The organism is Streptomyces dryopteridis (assembly GCF_049606955.1).
Classification (GTDB): domain Bacteria; phylum Actinomycetota; class Actinomycetes; order Streptomycetales; family Streptomycetaceae; genus Streptomyces.
In genome coordinates this window covers 670479-693683 of sequence record NZ_CP187113.1, presented here as the reverse complement: position 1 = coordinate 693683, position 23205 = coordinate 670479, and the positions used below count along the sequence as shown (strand labels likewise).

20 protein-coding genes are annotated in these 23205 nt (G+C 73.0%); 4 read left to right on the top strand and 16 right to left on the bottom strand.

The features are described from left to right. The first annotated feature begins 115 nt into the window (after window positions 1-115). Window positions 116-1822, top strand: coding sequence for a BCCT family transporter (locus ACN20G_RS02765; protein WP_424211093.1), 1707 nt, complete (start codon window positions 116-118; stop codon window positions 1820-1822). 104 nt (window positions 1823-1926) lie between these two features. Here the strand turns inward: ACN20G_RS02765 and ACN20G_RS02760 are convergent, their stop codons facing one another. Further along, window positions 1927-2346, bottom strand: a complete 420-nt coding sequence (locus ACN20G_RS02760) for a type II toxin-antitoxin system HicB family antitoxin (RefSeq protein ID WP_424211092.1) — start codon at window positions 2344-2346, stop codon at window positions 1927-1929. An 85-nt stretch (window positions 2347-2431) separates the two neighbouring features. Continuing rightward, window positions 2432-2623 (bottom strand): type II toxin-antitoxin system HicA family toxin, encoded by a 192-nt coding sequence (locus ACN20G_RS02755; protein WP_424211091.1) that lies wholly within the window; start codon window positions 2621-2623, stop codon window positions 2432-2434. Window positions 2624-2767: 144 nt separating this feature from the next. Here ACN20G_RS02755 and ACN20G_RS02750 point away from each other — a divergent pair, with 144 nt between their 5' ends. Continuing rightward, the gene (locus tag ACN20G_RS02750) at window positions 2768-3259 is read left to right on the top strand and encodes an NUDIX domain-containing protein (protein WP_424211090.1); all 492 of its coding nucleotides are present in this window, start codon (window positions 2768-2770) and stop codon (window positions 3257-3259) included. Continuing rightward, window positions 3256-3693, top strand: a complete 438-nt coding sequence (locus tag ACN20G_RS02745) for a hypothetical protein (RefSeq protein WP_424211089.1) — start codon at window positions 3256-3258, stop codon at window positions 3691-3693. The genes ACN20G_RS02750 and ACN20G_RS02745 overlap by 4 nt, the downstream gene beginning before the upstream one ends. Before the next feature lie 57 nt (window positions 3694-3750). Here ACN20G_RS02745 and ACN20G_RS02740 read toward each other — a convergent pair whose 3' ends face one another. From ACN20G_RS02740 to ACN20G_RS02690, 11 genes are all read right to left on the bottom strand, one after another. Continuing rightward, window positions 3751-4260, bottom strand: a complete 510-nt coding sequence (locus ACN20G_RS02740) for a methylated-DNA--[protein]-cysteine S-methyltransferase (RefSeq protein WP_424211088.1) — start codon at window positions 4258-4260, stop codon at window positions 3751-3753. A 47-nt stretch (window positions 4261-4307) separates the two neighbouring features. After that, the gene (locus ACN20G_RS02735; protein ID WP_424211087.1) at window positions 4308-5798 is read right to left on the bottom strand and encodes an AlkA N-terminal domain-containing protein; all 1491 of its coding nucleotides are present in this window, start codon (window positions 5796-5798) and stop codon (window positions 4308-4310) included. 144 nt (window positions 5799-5942) lie between these two features. Further along, window positions 5943-6764 (bottom strand): CDP-diacylglycerol--serine O-phosphatidyltransferase, encoded by an 822-nt coding sequence (gene pssA / locus ACN20G_RS02730; RefSeq protein WP_424215343.1) that lies wholly within the window; start codon window positions 6762-6764, stop codon window positions 5943-5945. 25 nt (window positions 6765-6789) lie between these two features. Next, window positions 6790-7437, bottom strand: a complete 648-nt coding sequence (locus tag ACN20G_RS02725) for a phosphatidylserine decarboxylase (protein ID WP_424211086.1) — start codon at window positions 7435-7437, stop codon at window positions 6790-6792. A 188-nt stretch (window positions 7438-7625) separates the two neighbouring features. Beyond that, a complete protein-coding gene (locus tag ACN20G_RS02720) occupies window positions 7626-8831 on the bottom strand; it encodes an acyl-CoA dehydrogenase family protein (RefSeq protein ID WP_424211085.1) in 1206 nt (401 codons plus the stop codon). A gap of 3 nt (window positions 8832-8834) precedes the next feature. Then, window positions 8835-9347 (bottom strand): MaoC family dehydratase, encoded by a 513-nt coding sequence (locus ACN20G_RS02715; protein ID WP_424211084.1) that lies wholly within the window; start codon window positions 9345-9347, stop codon window positions 8835-8837. A gap of 5 nt (window positions 9348-9352) precedes the next feature. Next, window positions 9353-10330, bottom strand: a complete 978-nt coding sequence (locus ACN20G_RS02710) for an HpcH/HpaI aldolase/citrate lyase family protein (RefSeq protein ID WP_424211083.1) — start codon at window positions 10328-10330, stop codon at window positions 9353-9355. Further along, a complete protein-coding gene (locus tag ACN20G_RS02705; RefSeq protein ID WP_424211082.1) occupies window positions 10327-12381 on the bottom strand; it encodes a protein meaA in 2055 nt (684 codons plus the stop codon). Before ACN20G_RS02705 ends, ACN20G_RS02710 begins: the two co-directional genes overlap by 4 nt. A gap of 59 nt (window positions 12382-12440) precedes the next feature. Continuing rightward, entirely contained in the window at window positions 12441-13778 is a 1338-nt protein-coding gene (gene ccrA / locus ACN20G_RS02700) for a crotonyl-CoA carboxylase/reductase (protein WP_424211081.1), read from the bottom strand. Between the two features lie 755 nt (window positions 13779-14533). Beyond that, window positions 14534-15469 carry a TetR family transcriptional regulator gene (locus ACN20G_RS02695; protein ID WP_424211080.1) on the bottom strand — a complete coding sequence of 312 codons (936 nt, stop codon included), beginning with the start codon at window positions 15467-15469 and terminating at the stop codon, window positions 14534-14536. Between the two features lie 235 nt (window positions 15470-15704). Beyond that, window positions 15705-17558, bottom strand: a complete 1854-nt coding sequence (locus ACN20G_RS02690) for a 3-hydroxyacyl-CoA dehydrogenase family protein (RefSeq protein WP_424211079.1) — start codon at window positions 17556-17558, stop codon at window positions 15705-15707. Window positions 17559-18124: 566 nt separating this feature from the next. Here ACN20G_RS02690 and ACN20G_RS02685 point away from each other — a divergent pair. After that, the gene (locus ACN20G_RS02685; RefSeq protein WP_424211078.1) at window positions 18125-18697 is read left to right on the top strand and encodes a HEAT repeat domain-containing protein; all 573 of its coding nucleotides are present in this window, start codon (window positions 18125-18127) and stop codon (window positions 18695-18697) included. 51 nt (window positions 18698-18748) lie between these two features. Here the strand turns inward: ACN20G_RS02685 and ACN20G_RS02680 are convergent, their stop codons facing one another. Genes ACN20G_RS02680 through ACN20G_RS02670 form a run of 3 tightly spaced genes read right to left on the bottom strand, consistent with a single transcriptional unit; the run spans window position 18749 to window position 23095 of the window. Further along, window positions 18749-20836, bottom strand: a complete 2088-nt coding sequence (locus ACN20G_RS02680; RefSeq protein WP_424211077.1) for an alpha/beta hydrolase family protein — start codon at window positions 20834-20836, stop codon at window positions 18749-18751. Continuing rightward, window positions 20836-22269 carry a M20/M25/M40 family metallo-hydrolase gene (locus tag ACN20G_RS02675; protein ID WP_424211076.1) on the bottom strand — a complete coding sequence of 478 codons (1434 nt, stop codon included), beginning with the start codon at window positions 22267-22269 and terminating at the stop codon, window positions 20836-20838. Before ACN20G_RS02675 ends, ACN20G_RS02680 begins: the two co-directional genes overlap by 1 nt. Next, complete coding sequence (locus tag ACN20G_RS02670) at window positions 22262-23095, bottom strand: M55 family metallopeptidase (protein WP_424211075.1); 834 nt, start codon at window positions 23093-23095, stop codon at window positions 22262-22264. Before ACN20G_RS02670 ends, ACN20G_RS02675 begins: the two co-directional genes overlap by 8 nt. Window positions 23096-23205 lie beyond the last annotated feature (110 nt).

Genomic DNA, 23205 nt, shown 5'->3' with positions numbered 1-23205 from the left:
CCCCCGAGCCTATCCGGAGGATCCTCCTATGCCCATGGGTGCCCTGGGTCACACCGCTCCGACACGCGGCGCGGCATGCGTAAAAATGGTGATTTACATCCCATAGTTGGGTCGCATGAGCACGGAAACACTCGATCCACCCCGCCCCGACGCCCCGGAGGACGACAGCCCCGACCGGACCGTGGTCGTGATCGGAGTGGTCGCGGTGCTCGGCGTGGTCGCCTGGGCGGCCTTCGGCCAGAAGTCCTTCGACTCGGTCTCCGGCACCGCCCTGAACTGGGTCCTCACCAATTTCGCCTGGCTGTTCGTGATCGCCGCCGACGTGTTCCTCGTCATGTGCGTCTTCCTCGCCCTCAGCCGCTTCGGCCGGGTCCGGCTCGGCGCCGACGACGCCGAACCCGAGTTCGGGAACCTCGCCTGGATCGCGATGATGTTCAGCGCCGGCATGGGCATCGGCCTGATGTTCTACGGCGTCGGCGAACCCCTCACCCACTACCTCACCCCGCCGCCCGCCAGCGGCGCGGCCCCCGGCACCGGGGACGCGGCCCGCGCCGCCCTGGAGTACTCCTTCTTCCACTGGACGCTCACCCCCTGGGCCATCTACGGCATCGCCGGCCTCGCCCTCGCCTACGCGACCTTCCGCAAGGGCCGCGGCAACCGCCTCAGCTCCGCCTTCGTCCCCCTGATCGGCGCCCGCCGCGCCGACGGCGCCCCCGGCAAGGCCATCGACCTCCTCGCCGTCTTCGCCACCGTCTTCGGCACCGCCACCAGCCTGGGCCTGGGCGCCCTCCAGGTCGCCGAGGGCCTCAACATCACCACCGGCGTCGAGGACTCCAAGGCCCTCGAACTGATCATCATCGGCTCGCTGTCCGCCGCCTTCGTGCTCTCGGCCTTCTCCGGCCTGCACAAGGGCGTGAAATGGCTCAGCACCATCAACATCGTGCTCGCCGGCGCCCTGATGCTGTTCGTGTTCCTGCTCGGCCCCACCGTCTACATCCTCGACGTGATCCCCTCCAGCGTCGGCAGCTACCTCCACGAACTGCTCCCGATGGCCAGCCGCACCGGCGCCTTCACCGACCAGAGCTGGCTCGGCGCGTGGACGATCTTCTACTGGGCGTGGTGGCTGTCCTGGGCGCCGTTCGTCGGCACCTTCATCGCCCGCATCTCGCGGGGCCGCACCATCCGCGAGTTCCTCGTCGGCGTGCTGCTGGTGCCCTCCGGCGCCACCGTGGTCTGGTTCTGCGTGATGGGCGGCACGGCGATCCGCCTCGACTCCACCGGCGCCGCCGACCTCGCCGGGGCCGTCAAGAACGGCGCCGAGGCCAGCCTCTTCGCGATGCTCGACGCCCTGCCGCTGGGCCCGGTCACCTCCTGGCTGGCGATGCTGCTGGTGATGACGTACTTCGTGACCAGCGCCGACTCGGCCTCCCTGGTCATGGGCTCGCTCACCAGCCGGGGCTCCCTGCACCCGCCGACCTGGCTCGTGGTCACCTGGGGCGTGCTGATGGCGGCCGTGGCCGCCGGGCTCCTGGTCGCCGGCGGCCTGAAGTCCCTCCAGACCGCGACGATCCTGGTGGCCCTGCCCTTCGTGGTGGTCATGCTGCTGCTGTGCTGGGCGCTGGTGAAGGAGCTCCGCGAGGACCCCGGCGCCGGCCCGGCCCGCCACCACGCCCTGCACGGCCTGCGGGACGCGGTCCGCGCGATGGTCGGCGACGCGATCACGGAGGCCGGCCCGGCCCGCCACCCCCGCCTGCGCCGAGCCGCCGAATCCCGCACCCGCCCCCCGGAAGACCCGCCGAGCTCCCCACCCCCGGCCCCCTGAGGGCCTCGTGCGCAGTTGGGATCGGCTGGACTGTCGAACCAGTTCGGCAGTCCAATCGGGCCCCCACGTGTACGGGGAACAGACGGGCCGAGCCGGGATGCGTGTCAGGAGTGCCGGGTTTTCGGCAAGGATTGGGAAATCGGACTTTTCGGGGCGAGCTTGGCGACTTGCTGGTGCGACACACCCAGCATTGCCCCCGCGTCCCGCACGCTCACGGTGCCCGTGAGCGTGCGGGCTGCCGCGATCAGTGCCGTGCGCGCCCGAGCGGCCGCGTTTTCCGCTTCCGCGCGCGCCTGTTCGGCCTCCGTGATGGCCGACGCGAGTTCGGGGTCGGCCGGGCGCATCACCAACTCGAACGAGTCCTCCGGCACGTCGAGCAGCAGCGCCACCGCTTCGTGGGCCATGCGCTCGGCTTCGGCCCAAGTGCGGCCTTGCGTGGCCCCGCCGTAGCCGGGCGGGAGGTTCTCGAACGAGACCGACCACCACTTTCCCTCATGTCGAGCGACTGCCCGGTATCTCTCCATGTCTCTCCTTCCCGATCGTCCGCTCGTGCGGGACCGGTGATCGGGACCGGCGGCGCGCCGAGGGCGTCGGCCCGCCGGTCGTCGGTCACGCTCCCTTCGCGGCCCTGATGATGCTTCGGGCCGTGCCTTCGGCGATCTCATTGTGTCGTGGCACGACCAGCCGGGTCGTTCGGAGTGTCCAGATCTCGTGTGACCCACCGGTGCGTGCCCAGACGAGATCAACGCCCTTCTCCGAGGCGATGGCCCGGAGCGTGCGGAGGAGATCTCGCTTCTTCACCACGCCAGTCTATGAGAATAGACAAACTTCGTCTCTCGCGAGAGACGATATTTGTCCACCCTTGTAGTCATTCTGCCGTCCGATCGGTGGACGGGCCGTTCGGATGATCGACAGCCGCCCCCGTTGCGCCGTTAGGGTGGGGCCGTGACCAGCTCTGAGTACGCCACTTACATCGCGAGCCTGCCTCGGGTGCTCGCCGGCGCCGCCGCCCTGTTCCGTGACGAACGGGGGCGTCTCCTGCTCGTCGAACCCAACTACCGCGAGGGCTGGGCACTGCCCGGCGGGACCGTGGAGTCGGACCGGGGCGAGACGCCCCGGGAGGCCGCGCGGCGCGAGACGCTGGAGGAGATCGGCCTCGACCTGCCGCTCGGCCGGCTGCTCGCCGTGGACTACAGCACCGGCGCCGGGCGCCCGCCGCTGGTCGGCTGGGTGTACGACGGCGGGGTGCTGAGCGCCGAGCAGCTCGACGCGATCAAGCTGCAGGAGGAGGAGCTGATCTCCTGGCGGCTCGTGGAGCCGGCCGAGTTGACCGCGTACCTGCCCGGTGGGCTGGGGCTGCGGATCACCGAGGCGAACCGGGTGCGGGTCGAGGGCGCCGGCGCCGCGGAACTGGCCGACGGGAGGCCGCAGGCATGAGCGCTCCGCTGGAGATGTACGCCTGGCCCGGCACCGCCGACGGCCCCGACGCCCTGCCGCTGGTGCACTTCACCACCGAGCGGCTGGCGGGCGACGAGGTGACCGAGGACGGGCAGCCCGTCTGGATCCTCGACGCGGCCATACGCGACGGCGGCTGGTCGTTGTTCTCGGACTTCGAGGGCTGGGCGGTCCCCGCCGACGACTGGATGGCCGAGTACCGGCTCGCCGAGGACCTGCTGGTGCTGTCCGGCCCGGGGGCCTGCGCGGGCTGGTACCAGGGCACCCTGGGCGCTCCGGAGGACTGGGTGCGGGCCGCGGACGGGCAGCGGTCGCTGGTGTTGCTGGCGGCGCCGGTGCAGCACCCGTCGCAGTTCGGGCACGCGGTGGACGCGGGCGCCGCGTTCGCGCTGCTGGTGCCCCTCAACGTGGTCTGAGCGCCCCGTGCGGGCCCCGCCGTCCCCGGCGGGGCCCGCAACGGCGTGCCGCCGCCCTCAGAGCGTCAGGGCGCCCGATTCGAAGGCCAGCAGGCGTTCCTTGCGGGCGAGCCCGCCGCCGTAGCCGGTCATCGAGCCCGAGGACCCGATCACCCGGTGGCAGGGGACGATGATGCTGATCGGGTTCTTGCCGTTGGCCAGGCCGACGGCCCGGGACGCCTTCGGGTTGCCGAGGCGTTCGGCGAGCTCCCCGTAGGACCAGGTCTCGCCGTAGGGGATCCGCAGCAGCTGGGCCCACACGCTCTTCTGGAACTCGGTGCCCTCCAGCCGCACCGGCACGTCGAACTCGGTGAGCTCGCCGGCGAAGTACAGGGCGAGCTGCCGCCGAACCTCCGCGAAGGGCTCCTCCAGGGCCGAGACCCGTTCGCCGAAGGTCTCCGGCTCGGGGCGGTGGCGCTGTTCGGTCATGTAGAGGCCCGAGAGGACCCCGTCCCGGGCCACCAGGGTCAGCTCGCCGTAGGGGCTGTCCACCACGGCGTGCGTCACGAGTCGTGCGTCGCTGGTCATGTCTGTGTCTCTCCTCGGACGGTCGGAACGCTCGGTCGGTCCGGCGTTCACGCCGGCAGGTGGTTGATCGGGTGGGAGTCGGTGGCCCACAGGTGTTGGACGGCGTACGCGCGCCAGGGCCGCCAGGCCGCGGCCCGCGCGGTCAGCGCGGCCGGGCCGGTGGGCAGGCCCAGGGCGCCGGCCGCCTTGCGCACCCCGAGGTCGGTGGGGATGAAGGCGTCGGGGTCGCCGAGGGCCCGCATCGCGATCACCTCCACCGTCCACGGGCCGAAGCCCGGCAGGGCCAGCAGCCGGGCCCGTGCCTCGTCCCAGTCGCTGTCCACGTCGAGGGCGAGCGAGCCGCCCGCCAACTCCGCGATCAGCGTGGTGACGGTGGCGCGCCTGCTGCGCGGCAGGGCCAGGGCCTCGGGGTCGAGGTCGGCCAAGGCCGCCGGGTCGGGGAAGAGCCGGTTCAGGCCGCCCTCGGGGTGCACGTCGACGAGGGGCTCCCCGTAGGCGGCGGCGAGCCGGCCGGCGTGGGTGCGGGCCGCGGCCGTGGACACCTGTTGGCCCAGGACGGCGCGCAGCGCGAACTCGGCGGCGTCCACCGTGCGCGGGACCCGTCGGCCCGGGGCCTTGGCGACCAGCGGGGCCAGCAGCGGGTCCCGGGACAGCAGCTCGTCCACCGCCTCGGGGTCCGCGTCCAGGTCCAGCATGCGGCGGCAGCGACTGATCGCGGTGTTCAGGTCCCGCAGGTCGGTCAGGGCCAGCCGGCAGTCCACGTGGTCGGGTCGGGGCGCCAGGGCCACGATCCCGGTGCCGTAGGGCAGCCGCAGGGTGCGTCGGTAGGCGCCGTCGCGCCATTCCTCGACCCCGGGCACGGCGGTGGCCGCCAGGTGCCCGAAGAGGTTGTCGGGGGTGAGGGGGGCGCGGAACGGCAGCCGCAGGGCGAGGGTGCCGGGGGCGGCCCCGGGGGAGTCGTGGCCGGGGGCCCGGCGCGCGGCGCGTTCGCGGAGCTCTCCGGGGGCCAGCGCGAACACCTCCCGGACGGTGTCGTTGAAGGTGCGGATGGAGGAGAAGCCGGCGGCGAAGGCCACGTCGGCCATCGGCAGCGCCGTGGTCTCCACCAGCAGGCGGGCGGTCTGGGCGCGCTGGGCACGGGCCAGGGCCAGCGGGCCGGCGCCCAGCTCGGCGCCGAGCTGCCGTTCGATCTGGCGGGTGGAGTAGCCGAGCCGGCGGGCCAGGCCCGGCACGCCCTCGCGGTCGACGACCCCGTCCTGGATCAGGCGCATGGCGCGGGCCACCACGTCGGCGCGGGCGTTCCACTCGGGGGAGCCGGGGGTGGTGTCGGGCCGGCAGCGCTTGCAGGCGCGGTAGCCGGCCTGCCGGCAGGCGGCGGCGCTGGGCAGGAAGCTCATGTTCTCGGGCTTGGGGGTGACCGCCGGGCAGCTCGGCCGGCAGTAGATCCCGGTGGTCCGCACGGCGGTGAAGAACCAGCCGTCGAACCGCGGGTCCTTGGACCGCACGGCCCGGACGCAGCGCTCGGTGTCGGTGTGCATGACTCCAGGATCCCGGGTCGGGCGACGTACGGCCGGCGGTTTCGCGACATCGAGGCCGCGTCCGCGCACGTGGTGGGCGGCACGCACGAGGCCCCCGGACGCTTGTTCGGCGTCCGGGGGCCTCGGTTCGACGAGGGCGGTTCCCTAGGGGACCTGGCCGGCGCGGGCCTCGCGCCGGTTGTGCCGGATCGTGTTGACCCGGCGGGTGGTCGCGAACAGCGGGATCGTCGCCGCGAGCACGATCTGCAGGGCGCAGCCGGTCTGCAGGAGCAGCTGGCCGCCGGGGGCATCGAAGGCCCAGGCGGCGAGCAACCCCATGGCGCTGACGATCCAGCTCAGCATGGCCACCGCCAGCACTCCGCGCGGCTTGGGGTACTCGACCCGGCTCACCATCAGCCAGGCCACCCCGATGATCGCGAGGAGGGTGGGCACGAAGGGCAGCTCCAGCAGCACGATCGAGACGACCGTCAGCGCGCCGAAGGGGCTCGGCATGCCCTGGAACATGCCGTCCTTCATGGTCACGATGCTGAATCTCGCGAGTCTGAGCACGACGGCGAGGAGCACCACGATGGCCGCGAGGGCGGAGACCCGTTCGTGCGCGTCGTTGGCGACGAGGCCGTAGACGAGCACGAAGTACGCGGGGGCCAGCCCGAAGCTGATCAGGTCCGAGAGGTTGTCCAGCTCGGCGCCCATCGGGGAGCTGCGCAGCTTGCGGGCGACGATGCCGTCGAAGAGGTCGAAGACCGCCGCGAGCAGCATCAGTATCACCGCGGTCGCCGCGCTGTGACGGGCCATGCCCGACTCGTCACTGCCGGTGAGGTGCGGGATGAGGATGCCGGTGGTGGTGAAGTACACCGCCATGAAGCCGCAGGTGGCGTTGCCCAGGGTGAGGGTGTCCGCTATCGACAACCTCAGCGACAACGGCATGTCCTCGCCGTCGCCGGGCTCCTCCTCGGCCTCGGGCACCCAGCCCGCGCGCGGAGTGTCGGGGTCAGTCACGGTCAATTCGGGTCACCCCCGCGGTGGTGGCCTGTCCGACCTCGACCGCGACTTCGACGCCCTCGGGGAGATAGATGTCGACGCGCGAGCCGAAGCGGATCAGGCCGATGCGTTCGCCCTGCTCGACCTTGGTGCCGGCGGGGACGTACGGAACGATGCGACGGGCGACGGCGCCGGCGATCTGCACCATCTCGATGTCGCCGAGCTCGGTGTCGAAGTGCCACACCACCCGCTCGTTGTTCTCGCTCTCCTTGTTGAACGCCGGGACGAAGCCGCCCGGGACGTGCTCCACGGAGGTCACGGTGCCGGCGAGCGGCGCGCGGTTGACGTGAACGTTGAGCGGGCTCATGAAGATCGCGACGCGGGTCCGTCCGTCCTTCCACGGCATGATGCTCTGCACCACGCCGTCGGCGGGGGAGATGACCCGACCCTGCGCGATCTCGCGCTCGGGGTCGCGGAAGAACCACAACATGCCCGCCGCCAGAGCGGTGGTGGGCACGGCCGCCGCGGCCCAGCGCCCGGACCGGCGAGCCTTGGCCAGGCTCAGGGCCGCGGTGGCGACGGTCGGCAGAAGCCACGGCGATGCTCCGCGCGCGAGGCGGACACGGCCGCGAGGTGCAGAGGTTTGGCTGTGGGGCATGGATGACCTTCGTAGCGGGTGATTGCCGCGCCGCAAACGGGGGGACGGGACGGCGGCTTTACTGGAATGCTATCGGTTGCGCGCGACAACTGGGCAAGCCGGCAACCGAGTCGATGGCCGTCATCCCGTGGCAAATCGCGCCGCCTCCGTCCCGTGACCCTGGTCAGATCCGGTCAAAAGCGGACGTATCAACCTTGGAGTCGGTACTCTTCCAGCAGTCGTCGCCCGATGATCATTTTCTGGATTTCGGCGGTTCCCTCACCGATCAGGAGCATCGGTGCCTCGCGGTAGAGGCGTTCGATCTCGTACTCCTTGGAGAAGCCGTAACCACCGTGGATGCGGAAGGCGTCCTCGACCACCTCCTTGCAGTATTCGGAGGCGAGGTACTTGGCCATCCCCGCTTCCAGGTCGTTTCGTTCCCCGCTGTCCTTTTTGCGTGCTGCATTGACCATCATCGCATGAGCCGCTTCGACCTTGGTGGCCATCTCGGCGAGCTTGAACTGGATCGCCTGGTGCTGCGCGATCGGCTTCCCGAACGTGTGACGCTGCTGCGCGTAGGAGACGCCGAGTTCGAACGCACGCTGCGCGACCCCGCAGCCACGCGCCGCGACGTTCACGCGGCCCACCTCGACCCCGTCCATCATCTGGTAAAAACCTCGGCCGGTGACCCCGCCGAGCACGCGGTCCGCCGGGATCCGCAGGCCGTCCATGATCAGTTCGGTGGTGTCGACGCCCTTGTACCCCATCTTGTCGATCTTCCCCGGGATGGTCAGGCCCGGCCGCACCTCCCCGAACCCCGGCTCCTTCTCCACCAGGAAGGTCGTCATCGACTTGTGCGGCGCGGTGCCCTCGGGGTGGCCTTCGTCACTTCTCACCAGCACCGCCACGAGCGTGGACGAGCCGCCGTTGGTCAGCCACATCTTCTGGCCGTTCAACACGTACCCGTCGTCCTCGCGCACGGCCTTCGACGTGATGGCCGACACATCCGAACCGAGCCCCGGCTCCGACATCGAGAACGCCCCGCGCACCTCGCCCGTCGCCATCCGCGGCAGGAAGTGCGACTTCTGCTCCTCGGTGCCGTGCTGCTTGAGCATGTACGCCACGATGAAGTGCGTGTTCACGATGCCGGACACCGACATCCAGCCCCGCGCCAGCTCCTCCACGCACAGCGCGTAGGTGAGCAGCGACTCGCCCAGACCCCCGTACTCCTCGGGGATCATCAGCCCGAACAGTCCGAGGTCCTTCAGGCCGTCCACGATGGCCTGCGGGTACTCGTCGCGGTGCTCCAGCTCCGTCGCGACCGGGAGGATCTCCTTGTCGACGAACTCGCGGACGGTCTTGAGGATCTCCCGCTGCACCTCGGTGAGGCCGGCGGTCTGAGCGAGTCGTGCCATGGCTTACTTCCCCTGTTCCCTCGGCACCGGGCGGCCCGGCTGCTCGCCGCCGCGCTCCTTGACGTACGTCTCGTTCGGGACCATCACCTTGCGCCGGAAGACGCAGACGAGGGTGCCGTCCTGCTTGTAGCCCTTGGTCTCCACGTACACCACGCCCCGGTCGCTCTTGGACCGCGAGGGCGTCTTGTCCAGGACCTCGGTCTCGCCGTAGATCGTGTCCCCGTGGAACGTGGGCGCCACGTGCCGCAGCGACTCGATCTCCAGGTTCGCGATCGCCTTGCCCGACACGTCCGGTACCGACATGCCCAGCAGCAGCGAGTACACGTAGTTGCCGACCACCACGTTCCGCCCGAAGTCCGTGGAGGACTCGGCGTAGTGGGAGTCCAGGTGCAGCGGGTGGTGGTTCATGGTCAGCAGGCAGAAGAGGTGGTCGTCGTACTCCGTGACGGTCTTCCCGGGCCAGTGCTTGTACACCGCCCCGACCTCGAACTCCTCGTAGGTGCGTCCGAACTGCATCGCCCTCAGTCCTCCGGGATCTCGAACTTGGTGGTCCGCTCCATGCCCGCCGCCCGGCCCTTGCCCGCGATGACCAGCGCCATCTTGCGGCTGGCCTCGTCGATCATCTCGTCGCCGAGCATCGCCGAACCCTTGCGGCCGCCGGCCTCCGAGGTGCACCAGGCGTAGGCGTCGAGGATCAGCTCGGCGTGGTCGTAGTCCTCCTGCGAGGGCGAGAAGACCTCGTTGGCGGCCTCGACCTGCCCGGGGTGCAGCACCCACTTGCCGTCGAAGCCCAGGGCCGCGGCGCGCCCGGCGACCTCGCGGAACGCGTCCACGTCGCGGATCTGGAGGAAGGGGCCGTCGATGGCCTGGAGGTCGTGGGCGCGGGCGGCCATCAGGATGCGCATCAGGATGTAGTGGTAGGCGTCGGCCGGGTAGCCGGGCGGCTGCATGCCGACCACGAGGGACTTCATGTTGATGGAGGCCATGAAGTCGGCCGGGCCGAAGATGATCGTCTCCACCCGGGGCGAGGCCGCCGCGATGGCGTCCACGTTGATCAGGCCCTTGGCGTTCTCGATCTGCGCCTCGATGCCGATCCGGCCGACCTCGAAGCCCATGGTCTTCTCGATCTGGGTCAGCAGGGTGTCCAGGGCCACGACCTGGTTCGCGTCCTGCACCTTGGGGAGCATGATGCAGTCGAGGTTCTGGCCCGCGCCCTCCACGACGGTGATCACGTCGCGGTAGGTCCAGTGCGTGGTCCAGTCGTTGACGCGCACGACACGGGTCTTGGAGCCCCAGTCGCCCTGGTTCAGCGCCTCGACGATGGTGTGCCGCGCGCCCTCCTTCGCGAGCGGGGCGCACGCGTCCTCCAGGTCCAGGAAGACCTGGTCGGCGTCGAGCCCCTGGGCCTTCTCCAGGAAGCGGGGGTTGGAGCCCGGCACCGCGAGACAGGACCGGCGCGGGCGCAGGCGGTTCACGGGGGCGGGGGTGGCGCTGGTCATGCGGGGACCTCCACGGGGTCGAGCTTGTTGGCGGTGCGGATCTCGTCGACGATACGGCCGATGATCTCCGTGATTCCGAAGTCCTTCGGGGTGAAGACGGCGGCCACGCCGGCGGCGCGCAACTCCTCGCCGTCGGCCTGCGGGATGATCCCGCCGACGATCACGGGGACCTCCCCGGCGCCGGCCGCCCGCAGCCGCTCCAGCACGTCGGGCACCAGGGCGCTGTGGGAGCCGGAGAGGATCGACAGCCCCACGCAGTGCACATCCTCCGCGAGGGCCGCCGTCGCGATCTGCTCGGGGGTGAGCCGGATGCCCTGGTAGATCACCTCGAACCCGGCGTCGCGGGCCCGCACGGCGATCTGCTCGGCGCCGTTGGAGTGCCCGTCCAGCCCCGGCTTGCCCACGAGCAGCCGCAGCCGGCCCACCCCGAGGTCGGCGGCGGTGCGGTCCACCTTGGCCCGGACCTCCGCGAGCGGGGTGCCGGCCTCGGCGGGCACGGCGACGGGGGCGGAGGACACCCCGGTGGGGGCCCGGAACTCGCCGAAGACCTCGCGCAGCGCCCCGGCCCACTCGCCGGTGGTGACACCGGCGCGGACGCACTCCAAGGTGGCCTCCATGAGGTTCTCGGCGGGGTCCGCGGCGGCCTCCCGCAGCCGGTCCAGGGCCTGGCCGACGCTGGGGAAGAGGAAGGGGTCGCCGCCGCCCTGCCGGTCGGTGGACTCCTGTCGTTCGGCCTTCCACCGGCCGATCGAGTCGATCACCCCGGCCTCGACCCCCGCGTCCACGGTCATGATCGCGGCGTCGAGGTCGGCGGTGAGCGGGTTCGGCTCGGTCTGCTCGAAGCAGTTGACGCCGACGATCTTGTCCTCGCCGGCCTCGATCCGGGCCCGGCGCTCGGCGTGGCTGCCGACGAGCCGCGACTTGAGGTAGCCGGACTCGACGGCGGCCATGGCCCCGCCCATCTCCTGGATCCGCCCGATCTCGGCGAGGCACTCCTCGACCAGGGCGTCGACCTTGGCCTCGATCACGTGCGAGCCGGCGAAGATGTCCTCGTACTCCAGCAGGTCGCTCTCGTGCGCCAGGACCTGCTGGATGCGCAGGCTCCACTGCTGGTCCCAGGGTCGGGGCAGGCCCAGGGCCTCGTTCCAGGCGGGCAGTTGGACGGCGCGGGCGCGAGCGTCCTTGGAGAGGGTGACGGCCAGCATCTCCAGCACGATCCGCTGGACGTTGTTCTCCGGCTGCGCCTCGGTCAGCCCCAGGGAGTTGACCTGCACGCCGTAGCGGAACCGGCGTTGGCGGGCGTCCTCGATGCCGTACCGCTCCCGGGTGATCCGGTCCCAGATGCGGCCGAAGGCGCGCATCTTGCACATCTCCTCGATGAAGCGGACGCCCGCGTTGACGAAGAAGGAGATGCGGGCGACGACCTCGCCGAAGCGCTCGGCCGGGACCTGCCCGCCGTCACGGACCGCGTCGAGCACGGCGATCGCGGTGGACATGGCGTACGCGATCTCCTGCACCGGGGTGGCCCCGGCCTCCTGGAGGTGGTAGCTGCAGATGTTGATCGGGTTCCACTTGGGCATGTGGGTGACCGTGTACGCGATCATGTCGGTGGTCAGGCGCAGGGAGGGGCCGGGCGGGAAGACGTGCGTGCCCCGCGACAGGTACTCCTTGACGATGTCGTTCTGGGTGGTGCCCTGGAGCAGCGAGACGTCGGCCCCCTGCTCCTCGGCGGTCACCTGGTACAGCGCCAGCAGCCACATGGCGGTGGCGTTGATCGTCATGGAGGTGTTCATGCGTTCCAGCGGGATGTCCCGGAACAACCGCCGCATGTCCCCGAGGTGCGAGACCGGCACCCCGACCCGGCCGACCTCGCCGCGCGCGAGCACGTGGTCGGGGTCGTAGCCGGTCTGGGTGGGGAGGTCGAAGGCCACCGACAGACCGGTCTGGCCCTTGGCGAGGTTGCGGCGGTACAGCTCGTTGGACGCCTCGGCCGTGGAGTGGCCGGCGTACGTCCGCATGAGCCACGGACGGTCCTTCTGGCGCTCTGTCATCTCCGGGTTCCCTGTCCCCTTGGCCGTGCGGCCGGTGCGATGAGGTGAGGTGGTGCGGTTCAGATGCCGCGGAAGCGGTTGATGGCGTCGATGTGGCGGGCGCGGGTTTCGTGGTCGCGGACGCCGAGTCCTTCTTCGGGGGCGAGGCAGAGGACGCCGACTTTGCCTTGGTGGACGTTGCGGTGGACGTCGTGGGCGGCTTGTCCGGTGTCGGCGAGGGTGTAGGTCTTGGAGAGGGTGGGGTGGATCCTGGCCTTGGCGATGAGGCGGTTGGCTTCCCAGGCTTCGCGGTAGTTGGCGAAGTGGGAGCCGATGATGCGTTTGAGGGACATCCACAGGTAGCGGTTGTCGTATTCGTGGAGGTAGCCGCTGGTGGAGGCGCAGGTGGTGATGGTGCCGCCCTTGCGGGTGACGTAGACGGAGGCGCCGAAGGTCTCGCGGCCGGGGTGTTCGAAGACGATGTCGACGTCCTCGCCGCCGGTGAACTCGCGGATCCGGGCCCCGAGGCGTTTCCATTCCTTGGGGTCCTGGGTGTGTTCGTCCTTCCAGAAGCGGTAGTCCTCGGCGGTGCGGTCGATGACGGCTTCGGCGCCCATGGCGCGGCAGATCGCGGCTTTTTGGGGTGAGGAGACGACGCAGATGGGGTGGGCTCCGCCGGCGAGGGCCATTTGGGTGGCGTAGGAGCCGAGGCCGCCGGAGGCGCCCCAGATGAGGACGTTGTCGCCTTGTTTCATGCCGGCGCCGTTGCGGGAGACGAGTTGGCGGTAGGCGGTGGAGTTGACCAGGCCGGGGGCCGCGGCCTCTTCCCAGGAGAGGTGGGCGGGTTTGGGCATGAGTTGGTTGGACTTGACCAGGGCGATCTCGGCGAGGCCGCCGAAGTTGGTCTCGAAGCCCCAGATGCGTTGTTCGGGGTCGAGCATGGTGTCGTTGTGGCCGTCGGAGGACTCCAGCTCCACGGACAGGCAGTGCGCGACCACCTCGTCGCCCGGCCGCCAGGCGTTCACCCCGGGACCGGTCCGCAACACCACACCGGCCAGGTCCGAACCGATCACGTGATACGGCAGATCGTGCCGCTTCGTGAGCTCGGAGACCCGGCCGTAGCGCTCCAGGAAGCCGAAGGTGGAGAGGGGCTCGAAGATCGAGGTCCAGACCGAGTTGTAGTTCACGGAGGAGGCCATGACGGCCACCAGGGCCTCGCCGGGGCCGAGTTCGGGGACCGGGACCTGGTCGAGGTGGAGGGACTTGCGGGGGTCCTTCTCGCGGGTGGGGAGCCCGTCGAACATCTCCGTCTCGTCCTTGTGGACGGTGACGGCGCGGTAGGACTCGGGCAGCGCCAGGGCCGCGAAGTCTGCCGACGAGGCGGACTGCGACTGGATCGCGTCGAGGATGTCCTTCACGGTGGTGCCTCCTGCGGGAGCGCGGGACGAGGGGTCGCGCTGCGGATGAGGGTTCGTGGGGGCGCGCCGCGCGGCTCGGGGCCGGGGCGTGCGGGCGGTGCGGGGGTGTGCGGAGAGCGCTGAGGGTGTGGTCTCGGGTGTGCCGGGGGCGTTCGGCGGCGCGGGCCGTGAGGGCGGACCGCGCCGGTCGCGGACGGATGGCGGCGGTGGTGCGGCGGCGCCCGGGGTGGGGCGCGCGGTGCCTGTGACGCAGGCGTCCGGGGCGCGTCCTCCGCCCGGTGGGGCGGGGGTCGCGGGGACTTCCGGACGCCTTCAACGTATGGCACGCCATGTCGACCGACAAGGCACTCGGTGCCAAAAGTTTCTCTCATCTGGCGATTGGGCCGCGCATCTGAGCGATGATCGATCAGAGTTACCGACGAGTAGGAACAAATGGGGCGCGCGACGGCTCCGAGGCCGGGGAGCGGCCGGAAGGCCAGGTGGGGGCCGGGGTGAGGGATGTGACGCACGTGACGTCGGCCCGGGCGTCGGGGCTCGGCACGGCGCATCCGGCCGCCGGGACGTATGGGCCGGGGGTGGGGCCTCGGGAAGCCCCGAAGGTGGCACCGGGTGCCGCGAACGGGCCGGCGTGGCCGACAAGCCCCCGGGCACGCGCGAGGGCCCCGACGGGGTCCGGGCCGCGGGGGCGGTCACCGGGCCCGGCGGGGCCCTCGTGCGCTGCTGTGGGTGGGTGGGTGGGTGCGCGGGCGCGTCGTTCAGTCGGCCGCGCGGGCGTTCTCGCGGTGCTCCATCAGCGCCGCCTGGATCGTGCGCATCACCTCGTCGAGCGGGGCGTCGGTCCGCGCGACCGTCACGAGCACCTCGCCCTCGGTCCGCGCGACCACCTGGTCGGGGGAGACGGCCGGCCCGGCCGCCCCGATCGTGGCGCCGGCCCCCGGCCGCAGCAGGCCGGTGGCCCGGCCCACGCCGATGCCCGTCTTGAAGGTCTTGCGGACGATCCCGAAGGCGTGGTCGAGCTGGTTCTCCACGTCCCCCTGCCCGCCGGCCCGCAGCCAGCGCCGCAGCACGTGGTTGTGGGCCGTCACCACGGCCGAGGCCGCGACCTCCGCGAGCAGCGGATCGTCGTTGGTGTCGTCGTGGTGCTCGTGCTCGTCGAAATGGGCCAGCAGGTAGCGGGTGAACAGCCGCTCGTAGCGGGCCACCGAGGCGATCTCCCGCTCCCGCAGCGCTGGCACCTCCCGGGTCAGCCGGTAGCGCTCCACCGACACCGCCGGCGAGGCCGCGTACATCTTCATGACCTCCTTGATCCCCCGGCACACCGTGTCCAACGGGTGCTCGTGGGCCGGCGCCGCGTCCAGCACGGCCTCGGCGCGGATCAGGGTGTCGTCGTGATCGGGGAAGATCGCCTCTTCCTTGGAGCGGAAGTGCCGGAAGAAGGTCCGGCGGGCCACCCCGGCGGCCGCCGCGATCTCGTCGACCGTGGTCCCCTCGTACCCCTTCGTCGCGAACAGCTCCATCGCCGCCGCGGCCAGCTCCCGCCGCATCCGCAGGCGCTGCGCCGCGGCCTTGCCGCCCGCGCTCTCGGGCGTCTCGGCGGTCGGGGCGGACACGGGGGCGGCGGGGGAGGCGGCACGGGCGGCGGTGCGGGCCGAGGCGGGCTGGGGCTGGGGCATAGAGGGAACGTACTCCATGGACCCGGCGGACCGCGCAACGGATTCCGAGGGCTGGGACGGCGCCCCGGAACCGGCCGGCCCCGGGCTCCGGCCGGCCGGAGCCCGGCGGGTGGTCGGACGCGGGGGAGGGCCCGCACGGTGCTCGTCCGCGTCGCTCCGGGCAGCGCCCGGATCCCGCTCCGCGGCGGCCCGCCGTGAGGGTGCGACGGGCCCGAGCAGCCCTCCCCACGCGTCCGGGTCGGGGGTCCGCCGATCAGCGGCGGGCGTGCTCACGGAATCCGCGACCGGTCTTCCGGCCCAGGCACCCGGCGGCCACCAGGTGCTCCAGCAGCGGCGACGGGGCCAGCCCCGGCTCCCGGAACTCCTGGTGCAGCACCTTCTCGATGGCCAGCGACACGTCCAGGCCCACCACGTCCAACAGCTCGAACGGGCCCATCGGGTAGCCGCCGCCCAGCTTCATCGCCGCGTCGATCTCGTCCGGGGAGGCGTAGTGCTGCTCCACCATCTTGATCGCGTTGTTCAGGTACGGGAACAGCAGCGCGTTGACGATGAACCCGGCCCGGTCCCCGCAGTCCACGGCGTGCTTGCGGATCCGCCCGCACACCTCCCGCACGGTCGCGTGCGCGGAGTCCGCCGTCAGCACCGTCCGCACCACCTCCACCAGCTTCATAGCCGGCGCCGGGTTGAAGAAGTGCATCCCGATGACGTCCTGCGGCCGCGAGGTGGCCCGAGCGCACGCGATCACGGGCAGCGAGGAGGTGGTCGTGGCCAGCACCGCGCCCGGCTTGCAGACCTCGTCCAGGGTCCGGAACAGCTCCTGCTTGACCGCCAGGTCCTCCGCCACCGCCTCCACCGCCAGGTCCACCTCGGCGAACGCGTCCAGGGACCCGGCCGGGGTGATCCGCGCCAAGGTCCCGGCCGCCGCCTCCGGCGTCAGCCTGCCCCGCGACACGGCCCGGTCCAGGGACTTCCCGATCGCCGCCTTGGCCCGCTCGGCCTTCTCCGCCGACCGCGCCGCCAACACCACCGAGAACCCGGCCTGCGCGAAGACCTGCGCGATCCCGCCCGCCATCGTGCCCGACCCGGCCACCCCCACCGAGGACACCGACCGGCCGCCCGCCCCGCCGCCCGCCGCGGGCGCCGACCCGTCCGGCACCACCTCCGCGCTGCCCGGCGCCGCGTACGTGTAGAACCCGCGACCCGCCTTCCGGCCGGTCAACCCGGCCGCCGTGAGCTGCCCCAGGATCGGGGCCGGGGCGTGCAGTCGGTCCCCGGACGCCGCGTACATGGCCTCCAGCACCGTGCGCGCGGTGTCCACGCCGATCAGGTCCAGCAGGGCGAGTGGCCCCATCGGCAGCCCGCAGCCCAGGCGCATCGCCGCGTCCACGTCCTCGCGCGAGGCGTAGCGCGACTCGTACATGGCCGCCGCCTGGTTCAGGTACCCGAACAGCAGCCCGTCCGCGACGAACCCGGGCCGGTCCCCGACCGCCACCGGCTCCTTGCCCAGGGACCGGGCCAGTTCGGTGACGGCCGCGACCGCCGGCGGCGCCGTCAGGACCGAGGAGACCACCTCCACCAGCCGCATCGCGGGCGCCGGGTGGAAGAAGTGCAGCCCCACGACCCGCTCGGGCCGCAGCGAACCGGCCGCCAGCCGGGTCACCGACAGCGCGTTCGTGCCCGTGGCCACGATCGCGTCCGGCCGCAGCAGCCCGTCCAGGGCCGCCACCACCGACGCCTTCAGCTCGGCGTCCTCCGGCACCACCTCGATCACGAGGTCCGCGCCGGCCACCGCCGACAGCTCCGCCCCCCACCCGAACCGGGCCAGCGCCGCCGCCCGCTCCGGATCGGTCAGACGTCCCTTGGCCACCGCGCGGTCCAGGGCCGCCGACAACGCGGCCCGCGCCCGGGGACCGGCCGCCTCGTCGACGTCGAAACCGATCACCGTGCGGCCCGACAGGGCCAGCACCTCGACCAGCCCGGTGCCCATCGTGCCCAGCCCCACCACCCCGACCACGGGCAGCACGGGAGCGGCGGCGGGATCGGGCACGGGCACGGACGTGGACGCGGGAACGGCGGGCGGGGGAGTGGGAGTGGAGGGACGGTCCATCGCGGACTCCAGACGAGGGAGGAAGGGTGACGACTGCGGCGCCACGAGGGCGAAGAGGGGGCCGGGCCCGCGGCGAGGGAACCGGGGCACGGCGAGGGGCCCGGCGACGCGCCGGACGAGGGGCGCGGCGCAGGGGGCGGGGGGCGGACACGGGGTACGACGGGCACGCGGGATCGCGAGCGCGGGTACGACGGGCACGGGGGATTGCGGGCAGGGGGGATCGCGAGCACAGGGGATTGCGGGCACGGGCACGGGGGCGACGAGCACGGGACCGTCCGCACGGCGGACCGGCGCACCGCGAACCCCGCGATGGAGGACGTCCGGGAGGAACGACCGACCCAGTCCCGTGGATCACGTCGAAGAGCGCGACCGGACATCGCGCGTGCGCGGCGGCCGCGTCACCAGGCCGACCGCGCCGCTCGCCCCGGACCCGTGAGGTGGGAGCCCGGAGGACGACACGTGCTGGCAGCGTAACGGCCCCGCCCCGGGACCGCCAGAGGGCCGTCGCCGCGACCCGTTGTGACGTACGCCCCACACCGGGAGCCGCCGGCCGCTAGGGTCGACGCATGGACGTGGCGGCGCGCTGGCGCGAGGAGGCCGGACCCCAAGGCGAGGCCCTGCGAGGGCGGTTGACCGCCGCCGGACCCGACGCGCTGGCCGCCGCCCTCACCGAGAGCGGCCTGCCCCTGTGGGCCCGTGAACTCGCCGCGCACCGCCTCGGGCTCGCCGCCGATCCGCGCGCCTTCGAACCGCTGGTGCTCTTCCTCAACCACCGCGACCCCGAACGCGGGGCCGCCGCCGCCGACGCCCTCGCCCACCTCGGCGACCCGCGCACCGGCCGGGCCGCCGCCGCCCTCGCCCGCAACGAGCTGCGCGTGGCCTACGCCCTGCACCCCGTGCGGCTCCTGGTCCGGCTGCGGGCCCCCGAGGCCGCCCCCGCCCTGATCGCCGTGCTCGACCGCCGGCTCGCCCCCCACGACCCCTACCACCGGATCGCGACGGCCTGCGTGCTGGGCCTGGCCGAACTCGCCGACCCCGCCGCCCGCGAGGTCCTCACCCGAGCCTTGGCCCACCCCCGGCTCGCCGCCGACGCGGCCCGCGCCCTGCGAGCCCTGCCCACCGCCCCGGCGGGCACCTGACCGGCCCGTGACTGCGCCGGCCCGTGACCGGACCGGCCGCGGTCGAGGGGTTCAGTCGCGCCACTCCAGCGGCGGTGGGTCGTCGGTCGGCCGCTCCAGGGCGAACACCCGTGTGTACAGGGCGAGTTCCGCCTCCAGGGCCCGGGTCAGGGTCTCGGCCCGCCGGAAGCCGTGCCCCTCGCCCGGGAACTCCAGGTACGCGTGCGGCACCGACCGGCCCGCCATCGCCGCCAGGAACCGCCGCGCCTGGGCCGGCGGGCACACCGCGTCCAGCGAACCCTGCAACAACAGGAACGGGGCCGTCACCCGATCCGCCCGCGCCACCGGCGACCGCTCCCGCGACCGCGCCGCCGACACCGGCCCCGGGCCCACCAGCCCCTCCGGGTAACGGCTCTCCAGGTCGTGGGTCTGCGCCGCGAACCCCTCCAGGTCCAACACCGGGTACCGCAGCGTCCCGCACGCGAACACCCCGTCCCCCGAGGCCAGCGCCGCCGCGGCCGTCCACCCGCCCGCGCTGCCGCCCCGGATCGCCACCCGGGCCGGATCCACCGTGCCCTCCGCCGCCAGGGCCCGGGCCACGGCCGCGCAGTCCTCCACGTCCACCACCCCCCAGCCCTCCCGCAGGCGCTCCCGGTAGGCCCGCCCGTAGCCGGTGGACCCCCCGTAGTTGACCTCCACCACCGCGAAACCCCGCGAGGTGAAGTAGGCCACGTCCACGTCCAGCACCGGCGCCACGTGGTCCGTGGGCCCGCCGTGCGCCCACACCACCAACGGCGGGGCCTCCCCGGCCGGCGCCCGGCGGGCCGGATGGTGCGGCGGGTACAGCAAGGCGTGCACCTCCCGGCCCGCCGGACCCCGGAACACCCGCCGCTGCGGCTCCGGGAACCACACCGGATCCACCGGCCCGCCCGCCGACCGGTCCGCCGGTCCGTTCGCCGGTCCGTCCGCCGACCGGTCCGGCCCGCCGGTCAGGGCCCGGGCGTGGCCGCTCGCCGTGTCCCACTCGACCACCTCCGGCGCCGACCGGGGCCCGGCCGCCACCCCGTACACCCGGGGCCCGGAGACCGCGAGCGTCGGCGCCCAGTGGGTCCACGGGCCCGCCGCGTCCGCGAGATCACCCGTCACCGGGTCCAACAACCCCGGCACCGACCGTCCCACCCCGTGCAGCACCGCGAGCGTCCCGTCGGCCAGGGCCGCCGCCCACCGCCGACCCGGCTGCCACAGGGGCCCGCCGAACTCCTCCGGCCGCCCGCAGGGCGTGCGGTCCGCCGCCCCGCCCGACACGTCCACGAACACCGGGTTCCACCAGCCCGAACGGTCCCCGAGCAACGCCAGGGACCCGTCCGCGCACCACAGCGCCTGCGCCACCGACTCCCGCGCCGGCCCCGGCACCGGCCGCTCCCGGCCCGGCCGACCCGTCACCGGGTCCACCGTCGACACCAGCACGCGCGTCGCGTCCCACGGCATGTCCGGGTGCTCCCACACCAGGCGCGCCAGCCGGGACCCGTCGGCGGACGGCACCGGGCCCGTGGTGAACCGCCACCGGTCGTCGGTCAGTTCCGTCACCGCCCCCGGATCCCCCGCCGCCGACCCGTCCACCGGCACCGCGACCAGGGCGCGCCGCACGTCCCCCGGGCCCGGCCCGGTGAACTCCTCGCGCGCGCACCACACCTCGTGCCCGCCGTCGGGCCGGGCCCGCAACACCGGCTCCACGTACCGCGAGGGCCGCCCGCCCGGCCCGGTCGGCCCGTGCTCCGGGGTCAGCGGACGCGGCGGGCCCGCCTCCGGCCGGTCCGGCTCCCACGCGTACAGCCGCTGGTCGCCGTGGTGCGCGAACACCAGCAACGGCCCCGCCTCCCGGGCGGCGGCCGCCCACGGCAGGCCCCCGTACTCGGTGTACCCGGAGCGCACGTTCCACGGCGCCGGCAGCACCGTCCGCGCCGGGCCGCCGCCCGCCGGACGCAGCCGCACCAGGGCCCGCCGGCCGCCCTCGGCCGGCCGGGGCTCGGTCCACCACACCTCGTCGCCCACCGCGCCCAGGAAGTCGGGGGCGCCGTCCACCTCGGCCGCGAGGGCGGCGGTGATCGGCGAGGCCCAGGTCCCGTACGGCTCGGTGCGCGGGGCGCCGGCGCCGCGCATCACAGGGCCCGCAGGGCGCGGTCCAGGACGTGCGTGCCGAAGTGCAGCGCGTCCACCGGCACCCGCTCGTCGACCCCGTGGAACAGGGCCCAGTAGTCGAAACCGGGCGGCAGCCGCAGCGGGGAGAACCCGTACCCGACGATCCCCAGCCGCGAGAACTGCTTCGCGTCGGTGCCCCCGCCCATGCAGAACGGCACCACGTGCCCCTCGGGCGCGAAGTGCTCCACCGCCTCCCGCAACACCGCGAAGGTCGGCCCGTCCACCGGCGCCTCCAACGCCACCTCGCGGTGGTGGAACTCCCAGGTCACGTCCGGCCCGGTCAACTCGTCCAAAGTGGCCCGGAACTCCTCCTCGCCACCCGGCAGGGTCCGCCCGTCCACGTACGCCGTGGCCTGCCCCGGGATCACGTTCACCTTGTAGCCCGCGCTGAGCATCGTCGGATTGGCGCTGTTGCGCAGGGTCGCCGCCACCAGGGCAGAGGCCGGCCCCAACCGCTCCAGGGTGCCGTCCAGATCGAAGCCCGGCCCCCGCGGATCCACCGACACCCCCTCCAGCGCGGCCAGTTCCCGCAGACAGGCCACCACCGTGTTCGTCAACCGCACCGGCCACCGGTGCTCCCCGATCCGGGCCACGGCCGCCGCCAGCCGGCTCACCGCGTTCGCCCGGTTCGGCTTCGAGCCGTGCCCGGTGACCCCCGTGGCCGTCAACCGCAGCCAGGCCGTGCCCCGTTCACCGGCCGCGATCGGGTACAGGACCCGGCCCGGCGCCGGATGCACGGTGAACGCCCCCGACTCGCCGATGCCCTCCGTGCACCCCTCGAACAGCTCCCGGTGGTGATCGGCGAGGAAACCCGAACCGTCGACCGCGCTGTCCTCCTCGTCGGCCGTGAACGCCAACACCACGTCCCGACGGGGCCGGACCCCGGCCCGCGCCCAGGCCCGCACCACGGCCAGGACCATCGCGTCCGTGTTCTTCATGTCGACGGCGCCGCGCCCCCACACCACCCCGTCGACCACCTCGCCCGAGAACGGGTGCACGCTCCAGTCGGCCGCCTCGGCCGGCACCACGTCCAGGTGCCCGTGCACGAGCAGGGCCTCCGCCGTCGGATCCGTGCCCGCGATGCGCGCCACCACGTTGGCCCGCCCCGGAGTCCGCTCCAGCACCACCGGCTCCAGCCCGGCCTCCGCGAGCCGCGCCGCCACGTACTCGGCGGCCGGCCGCTCCCGGCAGTCGCCGCCGCCCCGGTTGGAGGTGTCCATCCGGATCAGGTCCGAGGTGAACGACACCACCTCGTCCAGGGCCCGCGCGTCCACCGGCGTCCCGGCCTCCGGGGACACGGCCTCCTGGGACACGGCCTCCGGAGACACGGCCTCCGGAGACACGGCCTCCGGGGACGGGGCCGAAGCCGGGGACGGGCGCGTCGACTCAGCCATACTGCTCCTCCACCGCCGCGGAGACGATCGTGGTGACCGCCTTGAACGTGCGAATACCCTCGAACATGCTCGGGCTCTCGTACCGCACCCGACGCACCCCGGTCACCGCCACCCCCGGCACCACCGTCGCGGCCGCCGCCAGATGCGCCGCGTCGAACTCCACCTCCACCGCGAACGGCCCCGCCGCCACCGGCTCGTGCCGCACCGCGAGCGCCGTCGCCGCCTTCGCCGCCGCCCTGATGTCGGCGGCGGTACGGGCGGGGGTGTGGCACACCGCCGCGTACCGCGACACGTACTCCTTCACCGCCACCGTCCGCGCCGCCGGCGCGTACCCCGCCGCGTCCACGCAGGTCAGGTCGTCGCCCGTGACCAACACCACCGGCACCCCGTACTCGGCGGCCACCGCCGCGTTCAACACGCCCTCGCTCGCCGGCCGGCCGTTCAACCACACGCCGGTGATCGAGTTCGCGAGATAGGTGTGGGCCAGGACCCCCTCCGCGCCGGCGCCCGTGTGGTAGCCGACGAAGGCGATCCCGTCCACGTCCCCGTGCTGTACCCCCTCCACCATGGACAGGGTCTTGTGCCGGCCGGTCAGCATCCGGACCCGCTCGTCGAGCCGCTCCAGCAGCAGGTTCCGCATCGTCCAGTGCGCCTCGTTGACCACCACCTCGTCGGCGCCGCCGTCGAGGAACCCGAGCACGGCCGCGTTCACGTCCGAGGTGAACATCCCCCGACAGCGCTCCCACTGCGGGGTGCCCGGCAGCACGTCGGCGGGCCAGGTGACCCCGGTCGCGCCCTCCATGTCGGCGGAGACGAGAATCTTCAACGAGCCCCCCGAAAAACACGCGCGGGCACACCACACCCACACGGGCGCGGGCCGGACCCCAACGGGCCCGGCCCCACCCTAGGCCGTCCCGTGAGGATCCGGCCCGACCC

Coding starts and splice junctions, on each gene's coding strand:
- ACN20G_RS02690 (WP_424211079.1), bottom strand. CDS start 17,558: ATGGACCGTCCCTCCACTCCCACTCCCCCGCCCGCCGTTCCCGCGTCC.
- ACN20G_RS02745 (WP_424211089.1), top strand. CDS start 3,256: ATGAGCGCTCCGCTGGAGATGTACGCCTGGCCCGGCACCGCCGACGGC.
- ACN20G_RS02740 (WP_424211088.1), bottom strand. CDS start 4,260: ATGACCAGCGACGCACGACTCGTGACGCACGCCGTGGTGGACAGCCCC.
- ACN20G_RS02685 (WP_424211078.1), top strand. CDS start 18,125: ATGGACGTGGCGGCGCGCTGGCGCGAGGAGGCCGGACCCCAAGGCGAG.
- ACN20G_RS02720 (WP_424211085.1), bottom strand. CDS start 8,831: ATGGCACGACTCGCTCAGACCGCCGGCCTCACCGAGGTGCAGCGGGAG.
- ACN20G_RS02760 (WP_424211092.1), bottom strand. CDS start 2,346: ATGGAGAGATACCGGGCAGTCGCTCGACATGAGGGAAAGTGGTGGTCG.
- ACN20G_RS02725 (WP_424211086.1), bottom strand. CDS start 7,437: ATGCCCCACAGCCAAACCTCTGCACCTCGCGGCCGTGTCCGCCTCGCG.
- ACN20G_RS02705 (WP_424211082.1), bottom strand. CDS start 12,381: ATGACAGAGCGCCAGAAGGACCGTCCGTGGCTCATGCGGACGTACGCC.
- ACN20G_RS02710 (WP_424211083.1), bottom strand. CDS start 10,330: ATGACCAGCGCCACCCCCGCCCCCGTGAACCGCCTGCGCCCGCGCCGG.
- ACN20G_RS02680 (WP_424211077.1), bottom strand. CDS start 20,836: ATGCGCGGCGCCGGCGCCCCGCGCACCGAGCCGTACGGGACCTGGGCC.
- ACN20G_RS02765 (WP_424211093.1), top strand. CDS start 116: ATGAGCACGGAAACACTCGATCCACCCCGCCCCGACGCCCCGGAGGAC.
- ACN20G_RS02675 (WP_424211076.1), bottom strand. CDS start 22,269: ATGGCTGAGTCGACGCGCCCGTCCCCGGCTTCGGCCCCGTCCCCGGAG.
- ACN20G_RS02735 (WP_424211087.1), bottom strand. CDS start 5,798: ATGCACACCGACACCGAGCGCTGCGTCCGGGCCGTGCGGTCCAAGGAC.
- ACN20G_RS02695 (WP_424211080.1), bottom strand. CDS start 15,469: ATGGAGTACGTTCCCTCTATGCCCCAGCCCCAGCCCGCCTCGGCCCGC.
- ACN20G_RS02715 (WP_424211084.1), bottom strand. CDS start 9,347: ATGCAGTTCGGACGCACCTACGAGGAGTTCGAGGTCGGGGCGGTGTAC.